21 protein-coding genes are annotated in these 23841 nt (G+C 52.5%); 11 read left to right on the forward strand and 10 right to left on the reverse strand.

The features are described from left to right. Positions 1-58: 58 nt before the first annotated feature. From ACFQO0_RS10665 to ACFQO0_RS10675, 3 genes are all read right to left on the reverse strand, one after another. Entirely contained in the window at positions 59-847 is a 789-nt protein-coding gene (locus tag ACFQO0_RS10665; protein WP_382234432.1) for an EAL domain-containing protein, read from the reverse strand. A gap of 198 nt (positions 848-1045) precedes the next feature. Next, entirely contained in the window at positions 1046-1819 is a 774-nt protein-coding gene (locus tag ACFQO0_RS10670; protein WP_382234434.1) for a TerC family protein, read from the reverse strand. 582 nt (positions 1820-2401) lie between these two features. Next, on the reverse strand, positions 2402-3346 hold the full coding sequence (locus ACFQO0_RS10675) for an SDR family oxidoreductase (protein ID WP_382234436.1): 945 nt from the start codon (positions 3344-3346) through the stop codon (positions 2402-2404). Between the two features lie 12 nt (positions 3347-3358). Here ACFQO0_RS10675 and ACFQO0_RS10680 point away from each other — a divergent pair, with 12 nt between their 5' ends. The 3 genes from ACFQO0_RS10680 (at position 3359) to ACFQO0_RS10690 (ending at position 6485) form a co-directional block, all read left to right on the forward strand. Continuing rightward, on the forward strand, positions 3359-4387 hold the full coding sequence (locus ACFQO0_RS10680; RefSeq protein WP_382234438.1) for a CDP-6-deoxy-delta-3,4-glucoseen reductase: 1029 nt from the start codon (positions 3359-3361) through the stop codon (positions 4385-4387). A 257-nt stretch (positions 4388-4644) separates the two neighbouring features. Next, complete coding sequence (locus tag ACFQO0_RS10685) at positions 4645-5847, forward strand: acetylornithine transaminase (RefSeq protein WP_382234440.1); 1203 nt, start codon at positions 4645-4647, stop codon at positions 5845-5847. A gap of 110 nt (positions 5848-5957) precedes the next feature. Then, complete coding sequence (locus tag ACFQO0_RS10690; protein WP_382234442.1) at positions 5958-6485, forward strand: C40 family peptidase; 528 nt, start codon at positions 5958-5960, stop codon at positions 6483-6485. A gap of 60 nt (positions 6486-6545) precedes the next feature. Here the strand turns inward: ACFQO0_RS10690 and ACFQO0_RS10695 are convergent, their stop codons facing one another. After that, a complete protein-coding gene (locus tag ACFQO0_RS10695) occupies positions 6546-6833 on the reverse strand; it encodes a hypothetical protein (protein WP_382234444.1) in 288 nt (95 codons plus the stop codon). Between the two features lie 83 nt (positions 6834-6916). Further along, entirely contained in the window at positions 6917-7120 is a 204-nt protein-coding gene (locus tag ACFQO0_RS10700) for a hypothetical protein (protein WP_382234446.1), read from the reverse strand. Between the two features lie 155 nt (positions 7121-7275). Here ACFQO0_RS10700 and ACFQO0_RS10705 point away from each other — a divergent pair, with 155 nt between their 5' ends. Next, positions 7276-7908 carry a DUF459 domain-containing protein gene (locus ACFQO0_RS10705; RefSeq protein ID WP_382234448.1) on the forward strand — a complete coding sequence of 211 codons (633 nt, stop codon included), beginning with the start codon at positions 7276-7278 and terminating at the stop codon, positions 7906-7908. Between the two features lie 69 nt (positions 7909-7977). Here the strand turns inward: ACFQO0_RS10705 and ACFQO0_RS10710 are convergent, their stop codons facing one another. The 4 genes from ACFQO0_RS10710 to aceE form a co-directional block, all read right to left on the reverse strand. Then, entirely contained in the window at positions 7978-8928 is a 951-nt protein-coding gene (locus ACFQO0_RS10710; RefSeq protein ID WP_382234450.1) for a hypothetical protein, read from the reverse strand. Positions 8929-9243: 315 nt separating this feature from the next. After that, positions 9244-11103: a dihydrolipoyl dehydrogenase gene (gene lpdA / locus ACFQO0_RS10715; protein WP_382234452.1), complete on the reverse strand. Its 1860-nt coding sequence runs from the start codon at positions 11101-11103 to the stop codon at positions 9244-9246. A gap of 109 nt (positions 11104-11212) precedes the next feature. Next, positions 11213-12607 (reverse strand): dihydrolipoyllysine-residue acetyltransferase, encoded by a 1395-nt coding sequence (locus ACFQO0_RS10720; RefSeq protein WP_382234454.1) that lies wholly within the window; start codon positions 12605-12607, stop codon positions 11213-11215. Positions 12608-12733: 126 nt separating this feature from the next. Then, positions 12734-15430 carry a pyruvate dehydrogenase (acetyl-transferring), homodimeric type gene (gene aceE / locus ACFQO0_RS10725; protein WP_382234456.1) on the reverse strand — a complete coding sequence of 899 codons (2697 nt, stop codon included), beginning with the start codon at positions 15428-15430 and terminating at the stop codon, positions 12734-12736. 336 nt (positions 15431-15766) lie between these two features. Here aceE and folD point away from each other — a divergent pair, with 336 nt between their 5' ends. The 6 genes from folD to ACFQO0_RS10755 all read left to right on the forward strand — a co-directional run bounded on the left by folD (position 15767) and on the right by ACFQO0_RS10755 (position 21907). Beyond that, complete coding sequence (gene folD, locus ACFQO0_RS10730) at positions 15767-16618, forward strand: bifunctional methylenetetrahydrofolate dehydrogenase/methenyltetrahydrofolate cyclohydrolase FolD (protein WP_382234458.1); 852 nt, start codon at positions 15767-15769, stop codon at positions 16616-16618. After that, entirely contained in the window at positions 16618-18699 is a 2082-nt protein-coding gene (locus ACFQO0_RS10735) for a M3 family metallopeptidase (protein WP_382234460.1), read from the forward strand. The genes folD and ACFQO0_RS10735 overlap by 1 nt, the downstream gene beginning before the upstream one ends. Before the next feature lie 126 nt (positions 18700-18825). Next, positions 18826-19440 carry a glutaredoxin family protein gene (locus tag ACFQO0_RS10740; protein WP_382234461.1) on the forward strand — a complete coding sequence of 205 codons (615 nt, stop codon included), beginning with the start codon at positions 18826-18828 and terminating at the stop codon, positions 19438-19440. Positions 19441-19473: 33 nt separating this feature from the next. Then, positions 19474-19899 (forward strand): DNA polymerase III subunit chi, encoded by a 426-nt coding sequence (locus ACFQO0_RS10745; RefSeq protein ID WP_382234463.1) that lies wholly within the window; start codon positions 19474-19476, stop codon positions 19897-19899. Beyond that, positions 19896-20444 (forward strand): hypothetical protein, encoded by a 549-nt coding sequence (locus ACFQO0_RS10750; protein ID WP_382234465.1) that lies wholly within the window; start codon positions 19896-19898, stop codon positions 20442-20444. The genes ACFQO0_RS10745 and ACFQO0_RS10750 overlap by 4 nt, the downstream gene beginning before the upstream one ends. A gap of 146 nt (positions 20445-20590) precedes the next feature. After that, the gene (locus ACFQO0_RS10755) at positions 20591-21907 is read left to right on the forward strand and encodes a D-amino acid dehydrogenase (protein ID WP_382234467.1); all 1317 of its coding nucleotides are present in this window, start codon (positions 20591-20593) and stop codon (positions 21905-21907) included. A gap of 123 nt (positions 21908-22030) precedes the next feature. Here ACFQO0_RS10755 and ACFQO0_RS10760 read toward each other — a convergent pair whose 3' ends face one another. Then, the gene (locus ACFQO0_RS10760; protein WP_382234469.1) at positions 22031-22540 is read right to left on the reverse strand and encodes an Lrp/AsnC family transcriptional regulator; all 510 of its coding nucleotides are present in this window, start codon (positions 22538-22540) and stop codon (positions 22031-22033) included. A 131-nt stretch (positions 22541-22671) separates the two neighbouring features. On the opposite strand from ACFQO0_RS10760, the gene ACFQO0_RS10765 reads away from it, so the two are divergent. Continuing rightward, on the forward strand, positions 22672-23817 hold the full coding sequence (locus ACFQO0_RS10765) for a branched-chain amino acid ABC transporter substrate-binding protein (protein ID WP_382234471.1): 1146 nt from the start codon (positions 22672-22674) through the stop codon (positions 23815-23817). Positions 23818-23841: the final 24 nt, after the last annotated feature.

Consider the following 23841-nt stretch of genomic DNA (forward strand, 5'->3'; position numbering starts at 1 on the left):
GGATTCCTTTTTTATTCACCACTGCCCCTCGCGCAAGGAAGAGGCCCTCATCGTCAACTCAAACCCAGGCATCCTCATCAATTTTGCCGAGCGCCTTGAAAGCAGGTTTGCTGAATAAATACCCTTGCATTAAATCGATACCAGCTGATATCAGGAAATCCCGCTCAGCCTTGGTTTCTATGCCTTCGGCCAACACATCGACACCCAGCTTCTTGCAAATCAATACCACGCCTTCCACGATCGCCTGCTTCGCCTTGATCTGATCTATGCCGCGTACCAGATCCATATCGATTTTAATGATGTGCGGCTGATACTCGGCCAGCAGATTCAGCCCCGCATAACCCGCACCGAAATCGTCGATCGCAGTACGAAAGCCCATGCGTCGATATTCGTTGAAGATATTCAAGAGATGCTGCCTGTCCTGCACTTTTTCACCTTCGGTCACTTCAAAAATAATATTCTCGGTGGGAAAATTATATTTTCGGGCTGCCTCCAGCGTAGTGCGAATGCACGCCTCAGGTCGGTACACTGCATTCGGTAAAAAATTGATCGATAACAGCGACTGCATCCCAAGCTCGGCAGCGGTTTTGACTGCCTTCACGCGACAAGCCTGATCAAAACCATATCGGTTATCGTCATTGACCTGAGCAAGAACAGAATAGGCAGATTCGCCGTTTGGTCCGCGAACCAGTGCCTCATGCGCAAACACCGTTCGTGTTGCAACATTCACTATCGGTTGATAGGCAAATTCGAAATCGAAATTCAAGCCATCTGGATTTTTACATTGTTCACACGCGGGCGCACGATCTTTTCGCTCATCTGCACCCACATCATTAATTGGAATCATGCAGCCTCGTTTTCATATCCGCTTATTGAATGCGCCTGATCTGGCATCGCTATTAAATCACAGGCTAGGCTACAGCAAGTAGACAAAAAAAAAGAACCCATCAATGGGTTCTTTTTTGTGACATTGAATAACTGACGTTGAATAGGTGCTTTACCTCGTCAGTATCGATGCGGCGGGTAGCCGCATCGATCGCTCAACTTATGCCGTCACTTGATGATTGCCACCAACTTCAGGCAAGTCGCATGCTGCCATGTGATGGTTTTTACGCATACGGATGTTGAACAATTCAACGATCAGCGAGAATGCCATCGCACCGTAGATGTAGCCTTTTGGAATATGAATTTCCAGGCTTTCGGCGATCAGGACTGCACCGACGATCACCAGGAAGCACAGCGCCAGCATCTTGATACTAGGGAACTCGGTAACAAAATCGCCAATTGCTTTTGCTGCGAACATCATCACGCCGACTGCAATCACGATAGCGACGATCATGATCTCAACTTCTTTGACCATACCGACTGCGGTAATCACCGAATCCAGCGAGAACACGATATCGATCACTGCAATTTGCGCCATGATCATGGCGAAGCTTGCTTTCTTGATCGGTCCGTCTTCCTTTTCTTCATGCGCTGTACCCATCAGTTCCTTGATTTCGGACGATGCCTTGTAAAGCAGGAACGCACCACCGAAGAACAGAATCAGATCACGACCGGAAAAGCCCATGCCAGCGATTGTGAACATCGGTTCGACCAGGCCCATCATCCACGACAAGCTCAACAGCAACAGGATACGGGTACCCATCGCCAGACCCAGACCGATCATGCGGCCTTTTTGGCGCTGATGAGGTGGCAAACGATCGACCAGAACGGAAATGAAAATGATGTTGTCGACGCCCAGAACAATTTCCAGCATTGCCAGTGTTGCCAATGCGATCCATGCTTCCGGCGTGGTAAATACTTGTAGGAATTCCATGTTTATCTCGAATAGTTGGTTAATGACAGGTGTTATTCACCATGCCAAATTGCATTGGATTTGATCGTCGTCTCTTTACGCTCAAATCCGATGCGCTGCTTATTTCTCTTTGACTGCTCCAGTCGTCCCGTTGTGTGGCTGGGAACAAACCGGCAATCGCCACTTGTTTTATTGCCTGAAAATGCTTTTTTGTATGAACAACAGCCCAACAGTCCTACATGTCAGTCCCCTTTAGATTCCGGAAAACAACCATTTCTGGCAGTGAGGGAACTTTAACGAAATTTTAACAGACTGAAAAATCGAATTTAGCGTTATTTATATAAGTAAAAACCGAACAATAAAATATTTATCTATATAAAAAATGGACAAAACAAATATTTCCTTGATGAAATTACTGAATATAAATGTATATGTACAGTGGCTATGCGAGCGAATGCACGTGCTTTTTGGAAGAATTTTGCTGGGTAGTATGAGCGAATACTCAAAAATTACAAGGATGCAGGGCGCATCCTTTTATTCCAATTTCCCGCAGAGATAACAGGATTTGTTACGCGAATATCTTAACGTATTCTTTATATTTAATTAGCGTAATGGCAATTTGATGGTTTTTTGCAGGGCCGAACTGACCGTAGGATGGTTAAGCCGGACGCCCAGTTCGGCCTTGATCCTTTGGTTATCGAGGCGGCGCGACTCGGACATAAAGGACAACATCACCGGCGAAACTTCGTGTTCCAATTGCGCGCGCGGCAGGCGCGGCGGCCGCGGCAAGTCGAACGCATCCGCCACTGCATCGAAGTAAGCACCCATTTTCATGTCTGAATCATCGACTGCATGATAGATGCGTCCGGACTGTGCGTGGAACAAGGCAGCCGCGATGATGCGTGCCAGATCGTCCGCATGGATGTGATTGGTATAGACATCCTCTTCTGCAAGCAAGGCTGGCAAGCCCTTGTTCAAACGCTCCAGCGGCAGCCGATCGGCAGCGTAAATGCCGGGCACGCGCAAGATGCTCAGGCGCGATTGGGAACGCTTGGCCCATTTGCGCAACACCTGCTCCGCATCGACACGTCGCGTAGCACGCGGGTTATGCGGACGCACGGTGCGCGTCTCATTGATCAACTCGCCGCCACAATCGCCATACACGCCCGAAGTGCTGACATAAACCAGCGTCGCATGCTCGGGTAAAATGGCGGTCAGATTGCGGGTACGGCTATCGATACTGCCATTGGCTGGCGGCGGTGCAAGGTGAATGATGTGTTTCGCCAGACGCGCCAGACGCGCCAGCGTGGCAGGCTCATCCAGATTGGCAATCACAGGGATCGCACCGGCAGCACGCAAGGCATCTTGTTTGGCTGTTTGGGTTGTCACCGCAAAAATGCGGAAACGCTCACGCAGCAAGGGCAACAAGCGCATGCCAACATCGCCGCATCCCAGGATCAGCAGACGCGGCCGACCCAGCCGTTGTTGAGCGACACGCGCAGTACCGAATTGGTCGGAGAATTTTTTGTTTGCAGTTTTAATTTCCATTATCAGGATTGTATGACGTTCCAAGTAACTGTTCAGCCGAGTGGTCGGCAATTTAGCTGTGCCGAAGATGAAACGATATTAAATGCGGCGATCCGCGCCGGTGTCGGCCTGCCATACGGCTGCAAGAACGGCGCCTGCAGCAGCTGCAAAGGCATGGTCTTGTCCGGCGAAGTCACGCACGGCCCGCATCAGGAGCGCGCACTGACCGCTGCCGATGAAGCCAAAGGCTTTTCACTGTTCTGCTGCGCACGGCCGCATAGCGACATCGTGATAGAAGCCCGCGAAGTATTGGGCATAGGCGAATTCCCGATCAAGAAATTACCAGCGCGCGTCGCCAAACTGGAAAAGTTGAGTGACGACGTCATGGCAATCACGCTGCAATTGCCGGCCAGCGAAAAGCTGCAATATCGTGCCGGCCAGTATGTCGAATTCATTTTAAAAGATGGCAAGCGCCGCAGCTACAGCCTCGCCAACGCACCGCACGTCAGCGAACAGGTGACCTTGCATGTGCGTCATATGCCGGGCGGGATTTTTACCGATCACGTTTTCGGCACGATGAAGGAAAAAGACATCCTGCGTTTCGAAGGACCGCAGGGAACCTTCTTCCTGCGCGAAGACTCGGATAAACCGATGGTGTTGCTGGCCTCAGGCACCGGCTTCGCCCCGATCAAGGCGATCGTCGAACAGGCAGTGCATATCAAGAGCAAGCGTCCGATGATTCTGTATTGGGGTGGTCGCCGTCCGCGTGATTTGTACATGCATGCACTGTGTGAAGAATGGGCACGCACGATTCCCAACTTCCACTATGTACCTGTGGTGTCCGAGCCGACACCGGAAGACAACTGGGCTGGCCGCGTCGGCTTTGTTCATCATGCTGTCATGCATGACCTGCAAGATCTATCGAACTATCAAGTCTATGCATGCGGCACACCGGCAATGGTCGAAGCTGCAAAGACAGATTTCAGCACCGCCTGCGGCTTGCCCGCCGACGAGTTTTACGCCGATGCATTCACATCGGAGCTGGACCTGGCAGCAGGTTAAAAGCAGGAATTCATCGCAAGCGAGGTGGCGAAAAACGTTTTGACGCACTGCGCAAAACGTCATAATATTCTTCACATGAATATGACTGCCACACTCTTGCGACGCCCTACCCTGCTACCCCAGCCGGGATTGCCGTGCGTGTAAGCGTGTAGTGTTTCATTCGCGCTCAACTAGCCACAGGCACATCCTGTGGCTTTTTTTTTAGTATTTCTTGCACCATAACTCTTTTACATTATTTGCATTCAGGAGTAGTCGAAATGGAATTCAGCCAGTACCCCGTCAACGCCCTGCTCAATATCACTACCCGTCCGGAGCTGGTTTTCACTGAAGGCGACGGCATGTGGCTGACCGACCATAATGGCAAACGCTATCTCGACTATCTGCAAGGCTGGGCTGTCAACTGCCTCGGCCATTCGCCGCAATGCATACAGGATGCGCTCGCCGCGCAGTCCAAAAAACTGATCAATCCATCGCCAGCGTTTTACAACGAACCGTCGATTGCACTCGCTGCAGTATTGACAGCAAACTCCTGCTTCGATCGCGTCTTCTTTGCCAACAGCGGCGCAGAAGCCAATGAAAGCGCATTCAAGCTCGCGCGCAAATGGGGCAAGCTCAACAAGAATGTCGCTGGTGAAAACCGCTACGAAATCATCACCTTCGACCACAGCTTCCATGGCCGCACCATCGCCGCCATGTCGGCCAGCGGCAAAGCCGGCTGGGATACGATTTATGCACCGCAAGTACCTGGTTTCTTCAAGGCCACACTCAACGACCTCGACAGCGTCAAGCAACTGATCACCGACAAGACGGTCGCCGTCATGCTGGAGCCGGTGCAAGGCGAAGGCGGTGTGATCCCGGCTTCGCGCGAATTCATGCAAGGCCTGCGCGCGCTGACCAAGGAACGCGGCATCCTGCTGATTGTCGACGAAGTACAAACCGGCATGGGCCGCACCGGCGAATTATTTGCCTATCAATTGTCGGGCGTGACACCAGACATCATGACGCTGGGCAAAGGCATAGGCGGCGGCGTGCCGCTGGCAGCGATGCTGTGCCGTGAAGAAGTGGCCTGCTTCGAACCGGGCGATCAGGGTGGCACCTACAACGGCAACCCCTTGATGACGGCTGTTGGGCTGGCCGTTGCCAACGCCTTGCTGGCACCAGGATTCCTGCAATCGGTCAAAGACAAAGGTGAGTATCTGAGCACAGCCTTGTTGAAACTGACTGAGCAACACGGACTGGCAGGCGAACGCGGCGACGGTTTGCTGCGCGCGTTGAAACTCGGTTCGGATATCGGCCCGCAGATCGTCGAGAAAGCACGCGACATGGGACCAGTCGGCTTGCTGCTGAACTCGCCGCGCCCTGACCTGTTGCGCTTCATGCCCGCCTTGAATGTGACGCATGAAGAGATCGATCAAATGATTTCCATGTTGTCGGATGTGCTGACCCAATTGAAGAAATGATTTGAACTCAAGGGTTGAAGAAGCAGGCAGAAACACTGATCCGCAACTGATCTAAAGCTGATCCAAAATGCCAGATTGAACGCGGGCTTGAGGAGTTGAAGAAATTGACGATGATGCGATTGAAATCCAAGGCAAGTAGCGTGCAAGGCATTGTTCTCGCACTGCTTGCCGCATCGGTACTCGCCGCCTGCGGCACATCAAGTCCCGTGAAACGACAAGGTGCTGCGCGCGCAATTTTGTATGAGCCGCAACCTGTCAGTGAAAAAGGCAATGAAGTCGCGCTGTACGCGATGGGCATGATAGACACCGGTTACCAGTTCGGCGGCAAGAACCCGGAAGCCGGCCTGGATTGCAGTGGCATGGTCTCTTACATCTATCGCCAGGCACTGGACATCAAAGTGTCAGGCAGTGCCGCCGACATCGCACGTCGCGGCAAGGAAATCGATCCACGCACCTTGCGCCCCGGCGACCTGGTTTTCTTCAACACGCTGAACCGTCCGTTCTCGCACGTAGGCGTGTACATCGGCGATGGCCGCTTCATACACGCGCCATCCAGCAAAGGCAGAGTGCGTATCGAACGCATGGACAATCTGTACTTTGCCCCGCGGTTTGAAATGGCAAGAACCTACTTCGACTGATCTTTCATCAGTCGCGCGGCAAAAAGTGCTACGCTTTTCGCTGAGCGTTTTCGATGAACATTAACGAGCGATTTTACGTTCTATGTTCACAACCACTCCTGCCTTGAGAATCAAGATGGTCAGCGTCTGAGGATCTTGCGTATGTGGAAAATAAGTCCACGACTTCTCTTCAGGTTCACCCCTGACGCTCTTGATGACCGCTTCATGGTCAGGCTTGCCGATTCGATACAGTACTTCACCCTCGGGCGTTCCCTTGCTAATGAAGCCTCGCTCTCTGGCATCAGCAGCCATTGCTGAAACACAGGCGAAGGCGAGTAAATTAACGACGATGACATTACGCAGTTTCATAAGCCGCATCCTTTCCTCCTTGGCATTCAATTAAGCAAATCAAGTGTGGTGAGACGTGTTAAAAAATGGAATGCCATCACTTATCAGGGCTGAGGCACAGCCACATTCTGCTGTTTCAGTTTCTGAAATTCGGCATGCTTGATCTCATACAAATTTTTCCCCTTGAGCTTCACAGCACTAAGCTCAGGCTCATCGCCAATCACTTCATATACGCCCTCTTCGATACCGACTTCAAATCCAAGAGTAGTTTTGGCTTTGCATTTCTTGATGAAAAAGTTATTTGACATTTAATTTGCCGAATACGGTAGTTGAGCTACTTTGATTAGATCACAATCAGTCAGTAAAAGAACAACTTCCAATTGTGTATTATTGATTGTTCACATTTCATATCAAGGTATGAAATAAGCGAATTTAATCCTATTCATCTTTCATCCAAGCGCCCGTGAGCACTCTCAAATCAAGACCAGCAATCGATCACCGCATCTGTTTCGTCGGCGATTCATTCGTCCAAGGCACAGGCGATCCGCTGTGTTTAGGTTGGGCTGGTCGCGTCGCACAAGTTGCCGTAGCACGCGGCGTCAATGTCACCCACTACAACCTCGGCATCCGCCGCGACACCAGCCGCGATATCACAGCGCGCTGGCAACAGGAATGTGCAGCAAGATTACCTGCCGATTGTGAAGCACTCGTAGTGTTTTCGTTCGGGGTCAATGACACCCCGATTTTTGAAGGTGTGCAGCGCGTATCGGAAGAAGAAAGCCTTGCCAACTTCCAGAGCATTTTGCGCACGGCTTCATCAACCTACAAGGTCTTGATGATAGGTCCACCGCCTATGCCGGACAGCGCGCACAATCGCCGCGTTGAGCGGTTGGATAAACAGTTTTCCGAACTGGCAGCAACGCTGAATGTTCCGTACTTGTCTGTGTTTGAAGTTTTGCGCAAAGATGAACACTGGCTGAAGGAAGCGATTGCCAATGATTTTGCGCATCCGGGGCAGCATGGATATGAACGCTTGGCCGGATTGGTACAGGAATGGTCTGATTGGTGGTTTATCGCTTTGAATGTTGGACTGTAAACCATTAGCCCAACCTACCGCACGAAAGGGCGGGCTTTAGCCCGTCCCCGTGAGCGATTGTTATGCACTTTAAAGCGGTTGCTGGTTTGCTGGAATGACCTCAAAAACATAGTCAAATTGAGAGTTTATGATGCTGTCGAGAAGCTTGTAATTTCCATTGTCCAGCTTGACTACCGGTAATTTCACAGAAATCAAACCACTTTTGCTGTTGTGTTTGACTTCAAAAAGCCATGCTAAAGCCCCATGTTTGTCTTGTTCGTAAGAAGCTACAGACATTGGTACTTCGGCATGTTCGAATGCCCATTCAAACTCGCAATCCAATCCTATTCGTACAAATTCGCCGTTATGGCAATAGAAGAGCTGTTCGTTATCAGTGAGATTGAACGATAAACTATCTGTCCCCTCAATATATCCGTTTGCGGCAGAGGGCATTTTTTCAAGGTCGACTTTTCCTCTGCATATATCAAGCAAGGAAAGCCAGTTTTTTCCATCCAAAGACCATGCCTTGTCATCGAGATGATGCTCCATTGGCTCTAGCCCTAGCTTCTCAAGCTGCCCGGGCGCGACAAATGGTCGAATGCTCTTTATGGCTTTTATATCTAAGTGACTATACTGAAATATAAATTTTATGAACTCTAGTGGAATTCGCTCTGGCGATAGTTCTTTTAAAGTTACAAGAAATATTTTTGACCCTGACTGCGACGCCTTTTCTTTAATGCTAGATGGAAATTCTTTTCTTGAAACGCAGATAAGATGCTGAGCTCCAACATCATCGATTTTACCTTCCCAGCCACGAAAGGTATTAATGTCGACCTTTGAGTTGCGATCTTGTACTTCTACCAGTGTCACGGTCTCTCTTGGAGGGTTGCCGCTTCTTATAACAATGTCACATTGAGCCGTGTGGCCCTCGGTTGAGGTTAGTATCGGGAGAAATATATTCTGCTCTATCTTCGCCGTGGGGGAAATTGAACGCTCAATAATCTCCACAATTTTTTCAAGTTCATCGCCTGGTTTGCTCATTACGCCCCTTTAAGACTTGCTCATAACTTAGCTAAGTACGTAGCGTATGTATACAGCAAACGCTGCGGTATAAAATAGACGTTGCAATATCATAGTCAGCACTACCCGCTAGAAATGGCTTGTCATCTCACTTTTCGACTATGTACTGTATTTTATGCAGCCACAATAAAAACCATGAAACGCGGCAAACCATTACTGCAGTCCGCTCGCCTACGTGATCCGGTGCGGGAGCGGATTCGGTATTTGCATTATAGTCACAGTACCCAATAAAAAAAGCGACGCATTGCGTCGCTTTTTATTGAGTCAAATGAAGACTTATTTCTTCTTCATCGGTGGCAAATCAGTACACACACCTTTGTACACTTCCGCCGCCATTCCTATCGATTCACCCAAGGTTGGATGCGGATGGATGGTCTTGCCGATATCCACTGCATCTGCACCCATCTCGATCGCCAATGCGATTTCACCGATCATGTCACCTGCGTGCGTGCCGACAATACCGCCGCCGACGATGCGTTTTGTTTCTGCATCGAACAGCAATTTGGTAAAGCCTTCATCGCGACCGTTGGCTACTGCGCGGCCTGATGCTGCCCATGGGAAGTGGCCTTTTTCGAGCTTGATGCCTTTGACTTTGGCTTCGTCTTCGGTGATGCCGACCCATGCGACTTCAGGATCAGTGTAGGCGACGGATGGAATCACGCGTGCGTCGAAGTAGGACTTCTCGCCAGCTGCAGCTTCTGCTGCAACGTGCGCTTCATGCACGGCTTTGTGCGCGAGCATAGGTTGGCCGACCAGATCGCCGATGGCGAAGATGTGGTGCACGTTGGTACGCATCTGCGCATCGACTTCGATGAAGCCACGATCGGTGACTGCAACGCCGGCTTTGTCGGCTGCAATCTTCTTGCCGTTCGGACTGCGGCCGACTGCGACCAATACCAAATCGTAGACTTGTGGTTCTGGCGCAGTCCCACCTGCTTCGGCTGCTTCGAAAGAAACCTTGATGCCTTCTTTCAATGCTTCGACTGCAACGGTCTTGGTCTTCAACATGATTTTGTCGAAGCGCTTCTCGTTGAATTTTTGCCAGACCTTGACCATGTCGCGATCTGCGCCTTGCATCAAGCCATCCAGCATTTCCACCACGTCGATGCGTGCACCGAGAGTCGAATAGACGGTTGCCATTTCCAGGCCGATGATGCCGCCGCCGATGACGAGCATGCGTTTAGGCACGCTGCGCAATTCGAGCGCGCCTGTGGAATCGATAATGCGTGGATCTTCAGGAACGAAAGGCAAGTTCACGACCGATGAACCGGCAGCGATGATGGCTTGTTTGAACTGAATAGTTTTTTTGCTGCCGTCGGCTGCAGTGACTTCAATGTGATTGGTGCCGACAAACTGGCCGACGCCCTGCACGACATTGACCTTGCGTGCCTTGGCCATGCCGGACAAACCGGTGGTCATCTTGCCGATGACTTTTTCCTTGTAGCCGCGCAATTGATCGATATCGATTTGCGGTTTGCCGAAGGTTACGCCATGCGCTGTCATTGCAGCTGCTTCATCGATCACTGCTGCAACGTGCAGCAATGCCTTGGATGGAATGCAACCGACATTCAGGCAGACGCCGCCGAGTGTTGAGTAGCGTTCAATCAGAACAGTATTCATGCCGAGATCGGCGGAGCGAAACGCAGCGGAGTAGCCGCCAGGACCTGCGCCGAGCACCATCATGTCGCATTCAATATCTACTTTGCCTGTGAAGCTGGCTGCTGCAGGTGCAGCTGTATTAACTGCTGCTGGCGCTGGTGCGGCTGCCGGAGCTGAAGCAGGTGCCGGTGCAGCGGCTTTGGCAGGCGCAGCTACTGGAGCTGGTGCAGCGGCAGGTGCGGGAGTTGTTGGTGCTGATGCAGCAGGCGCCGCTGCAGCCGCAGGAGCTGCAGCGCTTTCCGATGCTTCCAGAATCAGCAGCAGCGAACCTTCTGCAACCTTGTCACCGAGTTTGACTTTCAACTCTTTGATGACACCGGCGTGGCTGGCTGGAATTTCCATGCTGGCTTTGTCGGATTCGACCGTGATCAGCGATTGATCGACCTTGATCGTATCGCCTACATTGACCAGCAGTTCGATGATTTCCACTTCCTTGAAATCGCCGATATCGGGGACTTTGACTTCTATCGTGCTCATCGCTTTAGCTCCGTATTTTTCATCTCGTTCTGCCTGCACTTTTCACACTTCGCAGCAGGCAGAAACATGGACTGATCGTTTTACTGATGACGCAATTGCGACCTGACGGTTACAGCAGCGACTTGCGCAAGTCAGCCAGCATTTCGCTCAGGTAAGTCACGAAACGTGCACCTTGCGCGCCATCGATCACGCGGTGATCGTAGGACAGCGACAAAGGCATGATCAAGCGCGGCACGAATTGCTTGCCGTCCCAGACCGGCTTCATCGATGTTTTCGACAAGCCGATGATGGCGACTTCTGGTGCATTGATCAGCGGTGTGAAATACGTACCGCCGATACCGCCCAGCGAAGAAATCGTGAACGTTGCCCCTTGCATGTCGGCAGGTTTCAACTTGCCTTCGCGTGCCTGAGCTGACAACTCGCCCATCTCTTGCGCGATTTGCGTGACGGTTTTTTGATCGACGCCTTTGACGACAGGCACCACCAGACCTTGCGGCGTGTCGGCAGCAAAACCGATGTTGTAGTACTGCTTGAGAATCAGGTTTTCGCCGGCTGCGTCGAGCGAGGAATTGAACTCTGGATATTTTTTTAGCGCGGCAACGCAAGCCTTGATGACAAACGCCAGCATCGTCAACTTGACGCCGGATTTTGCCAGCGCAGTGTTGGTCGATTTACGCAGCTCTTCCAGCTCGGTCACATCGGCTTCGTCGTATTGCGTGACGTGCGGGATCATGACCCAGTTGCGATGCAGATTCGGACCACTGATTTTCTTGATGCGCGACAAAGGCAGCAAGCTGGTTGTGCCGAACTTGCTGAAGTCCAGCGATGGCCATGGCAACAGATCCAGACCTGCGCCGCCGCGCGATGACATTGGCGCTGCAGCAACCGGAGCGGAAACAGGACCGGCAGCGATGATGCCCTTCACGTAATTCTGTACGTCTTCCTGCGTGATGCGACCTTTAGGGCCGGAGCCGGCAACGGTGCCCAAATCAACACCGAGTTCGCGTGCGAACTTGCGTATCGATGGCGATGCGTGGGCTTTTGCATTTGATGCGGTGGCTGGTGCTGAAGCTGCTGCAGCGACCGGTGCAGGTGCCGCAGCAGGCGCAGGCGCTGCTACTGGAGCAGGTGCCGCTTCCTGTGCAACTGGCGCAGGCTCAGCAGCTTTTGCTGGTTCTGCCTTAGGTGCTTCTTTAGGTGCTTCTACCGGCGCTGGCGCTGCGGCAGGAGCCGGAGCAGCTTCAGCAGCAGGCGCTGCATCAGCAGCCGCTGCTTCCACCGTCAACAACAAGGAGCCTTCAGCAACCTTATCGCCGAGTTTGACTTTGATTTCTTTCACGACACCGGCGTGGCTGGATGGAATTTCCATACTCGCCTTGTCGGATTCAACCGTGATCAGCGACTGATCGACCTTGATCGTATCGCCTACCTTGACTAACAATTCAATGATTTCAACTTCCTTGAAATCGCCGATATCCGGGACTTTGACTTCAACCGTGCTCATCGTTCATTCTCCGCTTGTTTGCGTATCCCTCATCATGACAGCGGGGAAGCAAATGGTGGGCAGTATTTTTGCGCGCCATCTGCATCCCCGTCACCCCATTGATGAGGAAGGATTTATGTATGTGGATTACAGCGTTACCGGATTGACTTTTTCTGGATTGATACCGTACTTGGCGATCGCCTGAGCCACCACTGAAACGGAAATCGCGCCTTCATCGGCCAATGCCTTGAGTGCTGCAATCGTCACGAAGTAACGATTGACCTCAAAGAATTCGCGCAGTTTTGCACGGCTGTCCGAGCGGCCAAAACCGTCTGTGCCCAACACTTTGTAAGTACGTTCTTTCGGAATGAAAGCACGTACTTGTTCAGCGAAGGTGCGCATGTAATCGGTAGCGACCACGATAGGACCCGTTGTACCTTGCAGCGATTGCGTGACGTGAGCAACGCGCGGCGCATCGGCTGGATGCAACATGTTCCAGCGTTCCACATCCTGACCATCGCGCGCCAGCAGCGTGAACGATGGTGCGGACCAGACGTCGGCCACAATGCCCCAATCGTCTTTCAACAAATCGGCAGCGGCGATAACTTCGCGCAGGATGGTGCCTGAGCCCATCAGTTGCACGCGGTTTTTCGATTTCTTCGGGCCTTCCTGCAGCAGGTACAAACCTTTGATGATGTCAGCTTCGGTGCCTTCTTTCAAACCAGGTTGTGCGTAGTTCTCGTTCATCAGGGTGATGTAATAGAACACGTCTTCCTGATTTTCGATCATGCGCTTCAAGCCATCTTGCATGATGACTGCGACTTCATGTGCGAAGGTTGGATCGTAAGGAACGCAGTTCGGGATCGTCGATGCCAGGATGTGGCTGTGACCATCTTCGTGCTGCAAGCCTTCACCATTCAATGTGGTACGACCAGCGGTGCCGCCGAGCAGGAAGCCGCGTGCGCGCATATCGCCCGCTGCCCATGCCAGATCGCCGATGCGTTGCAGGCCGAACATCGAGTAGAACGTGTAGAACGGCACCATGATGCGGTTGTTGGTCGAGTACGAAGTTGCGGCTGCAATCCACGATGCCATCGCGCCTGCTTCGTTAATACCTTCTTGCAGAATCTGACCGGCTTTATCTTCGCGGTAGTAGCTGACCTGATCTTTATCGACCGGCTCGTACAACTGACCTTCGCGGTTGTAAATGCCGATTTGACGGAACAAGCCTTCCATACCGAAGGTACGGGATTCATCCACCAGGATCGGTACCAGACGCTGGCCCAGATTTGCGTCACGCAACAGGATCGAAATGATGCGCACATACGCTTGCGTGGTCGAAATCTCGCGACCTTCTGCGGTTGGATCGAGGACCGCTTTAAATGCCGACAGTGCAGGCACCGGCAATTTTTCATCCGCTTGCATACGACGCTGTGGCAGATAACCGCCGAGCGCAGCACGACGTTCGTGCAGATACTTCATCTCGGGCGAATCTTCAGCTGGTTTGAAGAATGGAATGTCGGCGAGATGTTCGTCGGCGATAGGCAGGTTGAAACGATCGCGCATTTCGCGCACTGCTTCATCGTCGAGTTTTTTGGTTTGATGCGCAGTGTTACGCGCTTCGCCCGATTTGCCCATGCCATAACCTTTGACGGTTTTGACCAGCAGCACAGTCGGTTGACCTTTGTGTTCTTGCGCCTGCTTGAAGCCGGCGTAAACCTTATGTGGATCGTGGCCACCGCGCAGCAGATGCCAAATGTCGTCGTCCGACATGCGCGAAACCATTTCCAGCAATTTTGGATGCTTGCCGAAGAAATGCTTGCGCACGTAAGCGCCATCCTTGGCTTTGTAATTCTGGTATTCGCCATCCAGCGTTTCCATCATCACGCGCTGCAAAATACCTTCTTTGTCTTTGGCCAGCAGCGGGTCCCAGTTGGAGCCCCAGATGATCTTGATGACGTTCCAGCCGGCACCGCGGAATTCGCCTTCGAGTTCCTGAATGATCTTGCCGTTGCCACGTACCGGGCCATCCAGACGCTGCAGGTTACAGTTGACAACCATCACCAAATTGTCGAGCTGCTCGCGACCGGCTACGCCGATGGCGCCCATCGATTCGACTTCATCCATTTCGCCATCGCCGCAGAATACCCATACCTTGCGGTTATCGGTTTTTGCGATTTCGCGTGCTTGCAGGTATTTGAGGAAGCGTGCCTGATAAATCGCCATCAATGGGCCGAGACCCATGGACACCGTCGGGAACTGCCAGAAATCCGGCATCAGTTTTGGATGCGGATACGAGGACAAACCCTTGCCATCCACTTCACGACGGAAGTTGATCAATTGTTCTTCGCTCAAACGACCTTCGAGGAAGGCGCGAGCATAAACGCCAGGCGACGAGTGTCCCTGGATGTATAACAGGTCACCACCGTGATCTTCGGTAGGGGCGTGCCAGAAATGGTTGAAGCCGGTGCCCAGCATATTTGCGAGTGAAGCAAAGCTGGAGATATGACCACCCAGGTCACCGTCAACGCGGTTGGCCTTGACGACCATGGCCATCGCATTCCAGCGCATCCACGAACGCAGGCGCTCTTCGTATTCCTGGTTGCCCGGCGAGTTGTCGCCCATGTCGGCAGGGATGGTATTTACATATGCGGTAGTGCTGGAGAACGGAATTTGCGCGCCGCGACGACGGGCCAGATCAATCAGGCGCTCCATCAGGTAATGAGCGCGGTCAGGGCCCTCGTTTTCGATAACGGCTTCGAGGGCGTCCAGCCACTCTTGCGTTTCCATTACATCTGGGTCGTTGGCGGCTTGCGCCAATACCTGGTCGATTTGGGCTGACATCGTTAGTCTCCTGATTTATCTTTAGTGCCGTTTTTTGTAAAAACGGGCGTCATTTTTTAAAGCTGATAACACATATAGTCGTGCAGATTGCGCCGAGTTTAACAGCTGTTTTTGTTATTTTCAAATGGCGATATCATTTCCCATAATGCGAAATTATGTCGCAAAGCAGCATTTTTAAAGGCTTTTAGCCCATTTTGAATAAGGCGTATCAAGTCAAACCGACAACCCACACAGCGTATCTTACTGATTTCTTACAAGGCTGTTCCAGTTGCTTTTATATCAGCGGCTTTTGCGTCCCTTATAATCAGTCTTCCCTTTTAATTACATTCCCAATTCATGAGCGCACAAATCATTGACGGCAATTTGCTTTCCAAACAACTTCGTCAGGACGTAGCAGCACGCGCAGCCGCACTGAGCGCCAAAGGCAAACAGGCTGGCCTGGCCGTGATTCTGGTGGGCGCCGATCCGGCGTCGCAGGTTTATGTGCGCAACAAGGTCAAGGCTTGCGAAGACAGCGGCCTGTTTTCTTTGCTGGAAAAATACGAAGCCGATATGACCGAAGCGGCGCTGCTGGCACGCATTGCTGCACTGAACAATGATCCGAACATTCACGGCATTCTGGTCCAGATGCCGCTGCCCAAGCATATAGATTCAACCAAAGTGATCGAAGCGATCTCGCCGCGCAAGGATGTGGATGGCTATTCAGTACTAAGCGCAGGCGAACTGCTGACCGGTTTGCCGGGCTTTCGCCCTTGCACGCCTTACGGCTGCATGAAGCTGATCGAAAGCACAGGCACCAAGATCGCCGGCAAGCATGCCGTCGTCATCGGTCGCAGCAATACCGTCGGCAAACCGATGGCATTATTGCTCTTGCAAGCCAACGCTACCGTCACCATCTGTCATAGTGGAACCGCAGATCTCGGCTATCACACACGACAGGCTGATATCGTCGTGGCTGCCACCGGACGCCGCAACACCTTGACCGCCGACATGATCAAACCCGGCGCCATCGTGATCGACGTCGGTATCAACCGCGATGACAACGGCAAGCTGTGTGGCGATGTCGATTTCGCTGCGGCAAAGGAAGTCGCCGGTCACATCTCGCCAGTCCCCGGCGGTGTCGGTCCCATGACCATTACCATGCTTCTGGTGAACACCATTGAAGCAGCAGAGAGAGAAACCAACTGATGAATATTGCCTTGAACCCGCTGCTGGATTTTTCCGACCTTCCCCAATTTGAAGCCATCAAACCTGAACACATCGGTTCCGCGATCGACAGCCTGCTGGATCAAGCGCGCACTGTCGTCAAAGAGCTTGAAGAGCCGATTGCGCAAGTGACATGGGAAAACTTTGTCGAGCCTTTGGAAAACGTCACCGAAAAATTGGGCCGGGCTTGGGGCATCGTTGGTCATTTGAATGCAGTTGTCGATACACCTGAACTGCGTGCTGTATATAACGAGAACCAGCCTAAGATCACCGAGTTCTGGACCGAACTCGCACAAAACCTGACGCTGTTCACCAATTACAAGGCGCTGCAACTGGGACCTGATTACGCCGGCTATTCAGTGGCACGTAAAAAGATCATCGAAAACGCCGTGCGCGATTTCCGCCTGGGTGGCGCAGAACTGACCGAAGAACAAAAACCGCGCTTTGCCGAAATTCAGGAAAAGCATGCGGCACTGACCACCAAGTTTTCTGAAAATATACTCGACGCGACCAATGAGTACGCCTTGTTCGTGGAAGATGAAACCGAACTCGCAGGCTTGCCGGAAGATGCCAAGCAGGCGGCGCGTGCTGCGGCAGAAAAAGACAGCAAGGCCGGTTATAAATTTACGCTGCACTTCCCTTCGTATTTCCCTATCCTGCAATACGCGGATAAACGCGGCCTGCGCGAAACGATTTATCGCGCCAATGCGACCAAAGCGTCCGAGCTCGCCAATCAACCGGCCTGGGACAATACGCAAAACATCGTCGACATCCTGCAACTGCGTAATGAAGAAGCCGCATTGCTGGGTTACAAAAATTACGCCGAAGTTTCACTCGTAGCCAAGATGGCGAAGACGCCAGACGAAGTAATCGCCTTCCTGCATGACCTGGCTCAACGCGCACGCCCGTTCGCCGAAAAAGATCTGGCGGAACTACGCGGCTTTGCGCAAAAAGAACTCGGCATCGAAAAACTGGAAGCATGGGACGTTACTTATGCGTCGGAAAAATTGCGCGAACAACGCTATGCGTTTTCCGAACAGGAAGTGAAACAGTATTTCCCTGAACCGAAAGTCATCGCCGGCCTGTTCCGCACGATTGAAACCCTGTTCTCGGTCGCCATCAAACCGGACACTGCACCTGTCTGGCATCCCGACGTAAAATTCTTCCGCATCGAAAAAGACGGCGCGCTGATCGGCCAGTTCTATATTGATCTGTACGCACGCCAGGGCAAACGTGGCGGCGCATGGATGGACGATGCGCGCGGTCGCCGCCGTCTTGAAGAAACAAACGGCAAGGAAGATATTCAAACCCCGGTCGCCTACCTGACCTGCAACTTTACCGAACCTGCCATCATCAATGGTCAGACCAAACCGGCGCTGTTCACGCATGATGAAGTGATTACGCTCTTCCATGAATTTGGCCACGGCTTGCATCACATGCTGACGCGCGTCGAAGAACTCGGCGTATCAGGTATCTCTGGCGTCGAATGGGATGCGGTTGAATTGCCATCGCAATTCATGGAAAACTTTTGCTGGGAATGGGATGTGCTGCAACACATGACCGCGCATGCCGATACCGGTGCCGCCTTGCCACGCGCCTTGTTCGACAAGATGATCGCCGCGAAAAACTTCCAGTCTGGATTGCAGACTTTGCGCCAGGTCGAATTCTCGCTGCTCGACATGCACCTGCATTACGATTACCAGCCGGCAGGCCAGCAAAGCGTGCAAGACGTCGTCAACGCCGTACGTGCGCAAGTCTCGGTCATGACGCCGCCTGAATTCAACCGATTCCAACACTCGTTCGCGCATATCTTTGCTGGCGGCTATGCAGCCGGTTACTATAGCTACAAGTGGGCGGAAGTCTTGTCCGCTGATGCGTATGGCGCGTTTGAAGAAGAGAGCAAAGCCAGCGGCAATGTATTGTCCGGCGATACCGGCGCACGCTTCCTGCGCGAGATTCTGGCGATGGGTGGTTCACGGCCCGCGATCGATTCGTTCAAGGCCTTCCGCGGCCGCGAACCAACGATAGACGCCTTGCTGCGACACAGCGGCATGGCAGCCTGAAGCAGTAAAGACAATCGGCTCATTCATTCAATGGGCCGATTGTGCAATCAAGCAGCGATGCAGCATTGTGCAATGCCGGAATGTTAATGCAATGAGTTTCCATCAAACGATACACGGGACAACAAGATGAAAAAAGGTTTGCTGCCGCTGTCGCTACTGATCACATTACTGCTGTCGGCCAATGCGCATGCGCAGCTATATAAATGGGTCGCGCCTGACGGCAAGATCACCTACAGCGACACGCCACCACCATCGTCGGTGAAAAAAGTGGAAGAGAAGTCAGTGGCAACCGGCCCATCTACTGCCGGCCTGCCGTATGAACTGGCACAAGCCGTCAAAGGCAGTCCGGTCACGCTATATACAACAGACAAGTGCGAAGCATGCAGCGATGCGCGCAACTTGCTGACCACACGCGGCGTTCCGTTTTCGGAAAAAACTGTCAACACCAATGAAGAGATCGCACGCTTGAAACAAGTGGGCGGTGAAAAAAAATTACCCTTCGCGACCATCGGTTCACAAAAGCAATCCGGCTTTAATTCCGAGTTATGGGATGCCGCATTGACCAGCGCCGGTTATCCGGTCAGCAGCCAATTGCCGAAGACTTATCGCAATCCAGCACCAGAATCTGCCGCGCCGAAACCAAAAGCTGCAGAAGCCAAGGCCGCTGACAACATAGCACCACCGCCGCCTACCGATACCCTACCCGCTACCGGCAATGCGCCGCCGGGCTTTCGTTTCTAATAGAGACGTTTCGATTAAAAATTAGCCTTACTTATGACGCGTATCGACTTTCACAGCAATGTTCCCGACAAAATCCTGTACGCATGCCGACTTGCGCGCAAGGCACGCAATGCCAATTTTCAATTGGTGATTCTTGCCAAGGATGCCGCGCAACTCGCGGAACTAGATGAAAAGCTCTGGACGTTTTCCGAACATGACTTTCTGCCGCATGTAATGATTGACGATGCACTTGCCGCCCAGACGCCGATTCTGCTGACGACCGAACAGGCAATGGAATCGCCGCATCACCAAATCCTGATCAATCTGTCGGATACGCCGCCCGACCACTTTGCGCGCTTTGAACGCATGTTTGAAGTCGTGGCCGCTGACGATGGCGATAAGGCTACCGGACGCGAGCGCTACAGTTATTACAAACAGCGCGGCTATCCGCTAACCCACTTTGTGGCGGAGAACTCATGAACAAATCTACCCAGGACTCCGGCATTCCGGTCCTTACCGAAGTCATCACGGCACCGCCGCGCGCCGCCTCAACAGCGACATTGACGCCAGCATCATCACCGTTGCCACCTCAGGCATCAGCGGCGCAATATAACTTTTCACCCAATCAGACTTTCACCCCCATTCCCGCATTCCTCATGGCTCCGGCCGCTCCAACTGAAACAGATCACGCGGCTGTACCAACTGCTGCGACTGAATACCTGGCAGACATACCCGTGCTGCAGGTAGAGATCGAAACGCCGCCTGCGCCGATAGAACACTTGCCGATTACCGGCTGGCTGGATGAGGAATGGACGCGGATGGAGCAAAAGATCAGTGAACGCGTGCTCACTCAATTGCTGTCACGCATTGATACGGTCCTGGAAGAACGCCTGCAACAAGTGCTCACGGCCAGCCTGCAGCGGGCAACGGAAGAAATCAGGCAAGGATTGCAGCAGACTTTGGGCGAAGTGGTCAGCGACGCCGTGGCGCAAGAAATCGACAATTTGCATTTTTCAAAAAAATAAAAAAATACTTAAATTATTTGTTTTTAAAACATAATTTTTGTTTTTATAGATTTCTATATAAATTTTGACGATGTTATTGAACACATAAAAAATAGATATTTTCCTACAATGGAGCCATCGTTCAACACGCATGGCTGGAGATTGTAATGAAAGTAATTGTTTTGGGTTCAGGCATCATCGGTACCGCTTCCGCATGGTTTTTAAACAAGGCGGGGCACGAAGTGACTGTCATCGAACGTCAACCCGGCGCGGCGCAGGAAACCAGCTTTGCCAACGGCTGCCAGATTTCCGTCTCGCACGCCGAGCCCTGGGCCAATCCTGCCGCACCCATGAAAGTCTTGAAGTGGCTCGGCAAGGAAGACGCACCTTTGCTGTACCGCTTCCGTCCGGAATGGCTGCAATGGAAATGGGCGCTCAACTTCCTGCGTGAATGTACGCCTTCACGCACCGCCGATAACATCCGTCAAATCGTCGCGCTGTGCGAATACAGCCGCCAAACCCTGCAATCAGTCCGTGCAGAAACGGGTGTAGATTACGATCTGCTGACCAGCGGTATTCTGCACTTCTATACAGATCAAAAAGAATTTGATGATTCCCTGCCTGCAGCGAAATTGATGCGCGACCTAGGCTGCCCGCGCGATTCTATCGGTGCCGATGAAGTCGTCCGTATCGAACCCGCGCTTGCCAGCATCCGCGACAAAATCGTCGGTGGTGACTTCACTGCAACCGATGAATCAGGCGACGTATATAAATTCACCAGCGGCCTGGCCAAAAAATCCGCAGAAGCTGGTGTCGACTTTCAATACAACACCAGCGTCACGCGCTTGATCACCGACGGCAAAGGTGCAAACGCCAAGATCACCGGCGTGGAAGTAGTGGGTCCAGATGGCCGCCATAAAGTCTTGCACGCTGATGCCTATGTGCTGGCAATGGGCAGCTTCTCTGAACAGTTGGCCAAACCTCTCGGTATCGACTTGATGATTTATCCGGGCAAAGGCTATTCGGCGACTTACAAAATAACGAACCCTGATGCAGCGCCCACTGTCTCGCTGACTGATGATGGCTACAAGCTGGTGGTATCGCGTTTGGGCGATCGCCTGCGCGTTGCCGGCACATGTGAATTGAATGGCTACACACGTGAGCTGAACACGGCCCGTTGCGATGCGATTACACGCCGCACGCGAGAACTGTTTCCAGATGCCTGCGACTATGACAATCCAATTTACTGGACAGGCTTGCGTCCACTCACGCCATCCAATGTGCCCTACATAGGCAAAACCAGGTTCAGCAACCTGTTCCTGAATACCGGCCACGGTACATTGGGCTGGACCATGGGCTGCGGCTCGGGCCGTGCAGTGGCGGATATCATTTCTGGACGCCAACCAGAGGTGGATTTCAAATTCACCGGCATGCCTTACCGAGCTCCCAGCCGTATTCTGACGACGCAATCCTTGCCTGCTTAAAAATCCGATTGCATCGTTACAAAATAAAAAAGCTGCGTGAAATTTCACGCAGCTTTTTTTATCCCTGAAACACGCATTGCTATATTGCTCGTCGTCTTGCTCTTTGTATTGTCCGCCGCAATCCTATTTCTCGATCCGCACCTGCACTGCGGCGGCCTTTTCATCGAATGCAATGCGGGTATCGAACTTGGCCCGCTTCATCGGGAAGCGCGATTGAAAATGCCGCACATTGCCAGAGCCGGAAATCGCACGGCGAACAAATTGATAGTAGGCATCCATGTCCACGACATGGACCACCAGAAAATAATCGTAATCGCCGGAAACGAAGTAGCACTGCATCACCTCGCCTTCTTTGTTCATGCGCGTCTCGAATTCCTGCATGCGCTCGTCCGCCTGATTTTCCAGCGACACCTCCAGAAACGCCAGCATGCCGTAGCCGAGTGCAAATGGATCGATCATCGCGACATCCGCCGCGATGATGCCAGCCTCGCGCATGTCACGTATACGCCGCAGGCAAGTCGGCTGCGAAATATGCACCGCGTCGGCTAGCGTGCGGGTCGGCGTCTGATTGTCTTTCTGCAGCATGTTCAACAGCTTGCGGTCGACTTTATCCAGGGTATGAAGTTTGGGCATAGGAATCATGTAAATCAGGGAAAAAACGCTTTACGTCGCAATTTCTTCTGTTGTAAGGTCCTTGTGTTGAGAGGCATGCATGACCAGTGTTGCAGCTACTCTGTATTTTTACAATCCTCAGGAGGAAATATATGCAGTTCAAGACCAGAATGATTCCGCTAACCGGCCTGATTGCGTTTGCTCTCGCAGGTTCTGCCATCGCACAGGAACAGATTATCAAGATCGGCAGCGTCGCGCCGATCACGGGCACCGATGCGCACATGGGCAAGGATAATGAAAACGGCGCCAGAATGGCAGTCGAAGATTTGAATACCAAAGGCGTCAGCATCGCCGGCAAGAAAGTGAAATTCCAGCTATTGGCAGAAGACGATGCGGCCGATCCCAAGCAAGCCACGGCCGCCGCGCAAAAACTCGTCGATGCCAAGGTCGCAGTCGTCATCGGCCATTTGAATTCGGGCACCACGATTCCGGCATCGCGCATTTATTCGAATGCAGGCATCCCGCAAATCTCGCCCTCCGCAACCAATCCCAAGTACACACAACAAGGATTTAAAACCGCCTTCCGCGTCGTTGCCAATGATGCGCAACTCGGCCAGGTGCTCGGTCAGTATGCGGTCAAGACGCTGGGAGGCAAGAGCATCGCCGTCATTGATGACCGCACCGCTTACGGCCAGGGCGTGGCAGACGAATTCGTCAAGGGTGTCAAAGGTGCTGGCGGCAGCATCGTCGCGAGCCAGTACACCAACAACAAGGCAACCGACTTCAATGCGATCCTGACCTCGATCAAGTCGAAGAAACCCGACATCATTTTCTTCGGCGGCATGGATGCAGTTGGCGGCCCTATGATGCGCCAAATGAAACAGCTGGGCATCAATGCCAAGTTCATGGGCGGTGATGGCATTTGCACCGGCTCCCTGCCAGGCCTGGCCGGTGATGCGCTGGGTGACAATCAGGTAGTCTGTGCCGAAGCCGGCGGCGTACCGGAAGCACGCAAGAAAGGCGTGGAGGATTTCCGCGCAGCCTACAAAAAACGTTTTGGTATTGATGTGGTTTACACCGCCGCCTACGCCTACGATGCGACTTTCGCCGCAGTCGAAGCGATGAAAAAAGCCGGTTCGACCGAACCTGCCAAGTACCTGCCGGAACTGGCGAAGATCAATTATCCCGGCATTACCGGAACCATCGCCTTCGACACCAAAGGCGACATCAAGGACGGCACACTGACCTTGTACACATTCAAAGGTGGCAAACGCGAAATGCTGGCTGTCACCAAGTAAGCCGACATCCAGCCGACTCAGGTT

Source organism: Herminiimonas aquatilis (genome assembly GCF_042665175.1).
GTDB classification, from domain to species: Bacteria; Pseudomonadota; Gammaproteobacteria; order Burkholderiales; family Burkholderiaceae_D; genus Oxalicibacterium; species Oxalicibacterium aquatilis.

Excerpts from the sequence above, each read along its gene's own strand:
- ACFQO0_RS10690 (WP_382234442.1), top strand. The coding sequence starts at position 5,958 with ATGATGCGATTGAAATCCAAGGCAAGTAGCGTGCAAGGCATTGTTCTC.
- ACFQO0_RS10680 (WP_382234438.1), top strand. The coding sequence starts at position 3,359 with ATGACGTTCCAAGTAACTGTTCAGCCGAGTGGTCGGCAATTTAGCTGT.
- ACFQO0_RS10760 (WP_382234469.1), bottom strand. The coding sequence starts at position 22,540 with ATGCCCAAACTTCATACCCTGGATAAAGTCGACCGCAAGCTGTTGAAC.
- ACFQO0_RS10720 (WP_382234454.1), bottom strand. The coding sequence starts at position 12,607 with ATGAGCACGGTTGAAGTCAAAGTCCCGGATATCGGCGATTTCAAGGAA.
- ACFQO0_RS10755 (WP_382234467.1), top strand. The coding sequence starts at position 20,591 with ATGAAAGTAATTGTTTTGGGTTCAGGCATCATCGGTACCGCTTCCGCA.
- ACFQO0_RS10665 (WP_382234432.1), bottom strand. The coding sequence starts at position 847 with ATGATTCCAATTAATGATGTGGGTGCAGATGAGCGAAAAGATCGTGCG.
- ACFQO0_RS10735 (WP_382234460.1), top strand. The coding sequence starts at position 16,618 with ATGAATATTGCCTTGAACCCGCTGCTGGATTTTTCCGACCTTCCCCAA.
- ACFQO0_RS10675 (WP_382234436.1), bottom strand. The coding sequence starts at position 3,346 with ATGGAAATTAAAACTGCAAACAAAAAATTCTCCGACCAATTCGGTACT.
- ACFQO0_RS10685 (WP_382234440.1), top strand. The coding sequence starts at position 4,645 with ATGGAATTCAGCCAGTACCCCGTCAACGCCCTGCTCAATATCACTACC.
- ACFQO0_RS10695 (WP_382234444.1), bottom strand. The coding sequence starts at position 6,833 with ATGAAACTGCGTAATGTCATCGTCGTTAATTTACTCGCCTTCGCCTGT.
- aceE (WP_382234456.1), bottom strand. The coding sequence starts at position 15,430 with ATGTCAGCCCAAATCGACCAGGTATTGGCGCAAGCCGCCAACGACCCA.
- folD (WP_382234458.1), top strand. The coding sequence starts at position 15,767 with ATGAGCGCACAAATCATTGACGGCAATTTGCTTTCCAAACAACTTCGT.
- ACFQO0_RS10700 (WP_382234446.1), bottom strand. The coding sequence starts at position 7,120 with ATGTCAAATAACTTTTTCATCAAGAAATGCAAAGCCAAAACTACTCTT.
- ACFQO0_RS10765 (WP_382234471.1), top strand. The coding sequence starts at position 22,672 with ATGCAGTTCAAGACCAGAATGATTCCGCTAACCGGCCTGATTGCGTTT.
- ACFQO0_RS10670 (WP_382234434.1), bottom strand. The coding sequence starts at position 1,819 with ATGGAATTCCTACAAGTATTTACCACGCCGGAAGCATGGATCGCATTG.
- ACFQO0_RS10750 (WP_382234465.1), top strand. The coding sequence starts at position 19,896 with ATGAACAAATCTACCCAGGACTCCGGCATTCCGGTCCTTACCGAAGTC.
- ACFQO0_RS10710 (WP_382234450.1), bottom strand. The coding sequence starts at position 8,928 with ATGAGCAAACCAGGCGATGAACTTGAAAAAATTGTGGAGATTATTGAG.
- lpdA (WP_382234452.1), bottom strand. The coding sequence starts at position 11,103 with ATGAGCACGATAGAAGTCAAAGTCCCCGATATCGGCGATTTCAAGGAA.
- ACFQO0_RS10740 (WP_382234461.1), top strand. The coding sequence starts at position 18,826 with ATGAAAAAAGGTTTGCTGCCGCTGTCGCTACTGATCACATTACTGCTG.
- ACFQO0_RS10745 (WP_382234463.1), top strand. The coding sequence starts at position 19,474 with ATGACGCGTATCGACTTTCACAGCAATGTTCCCGACAAAATCCTGTAC.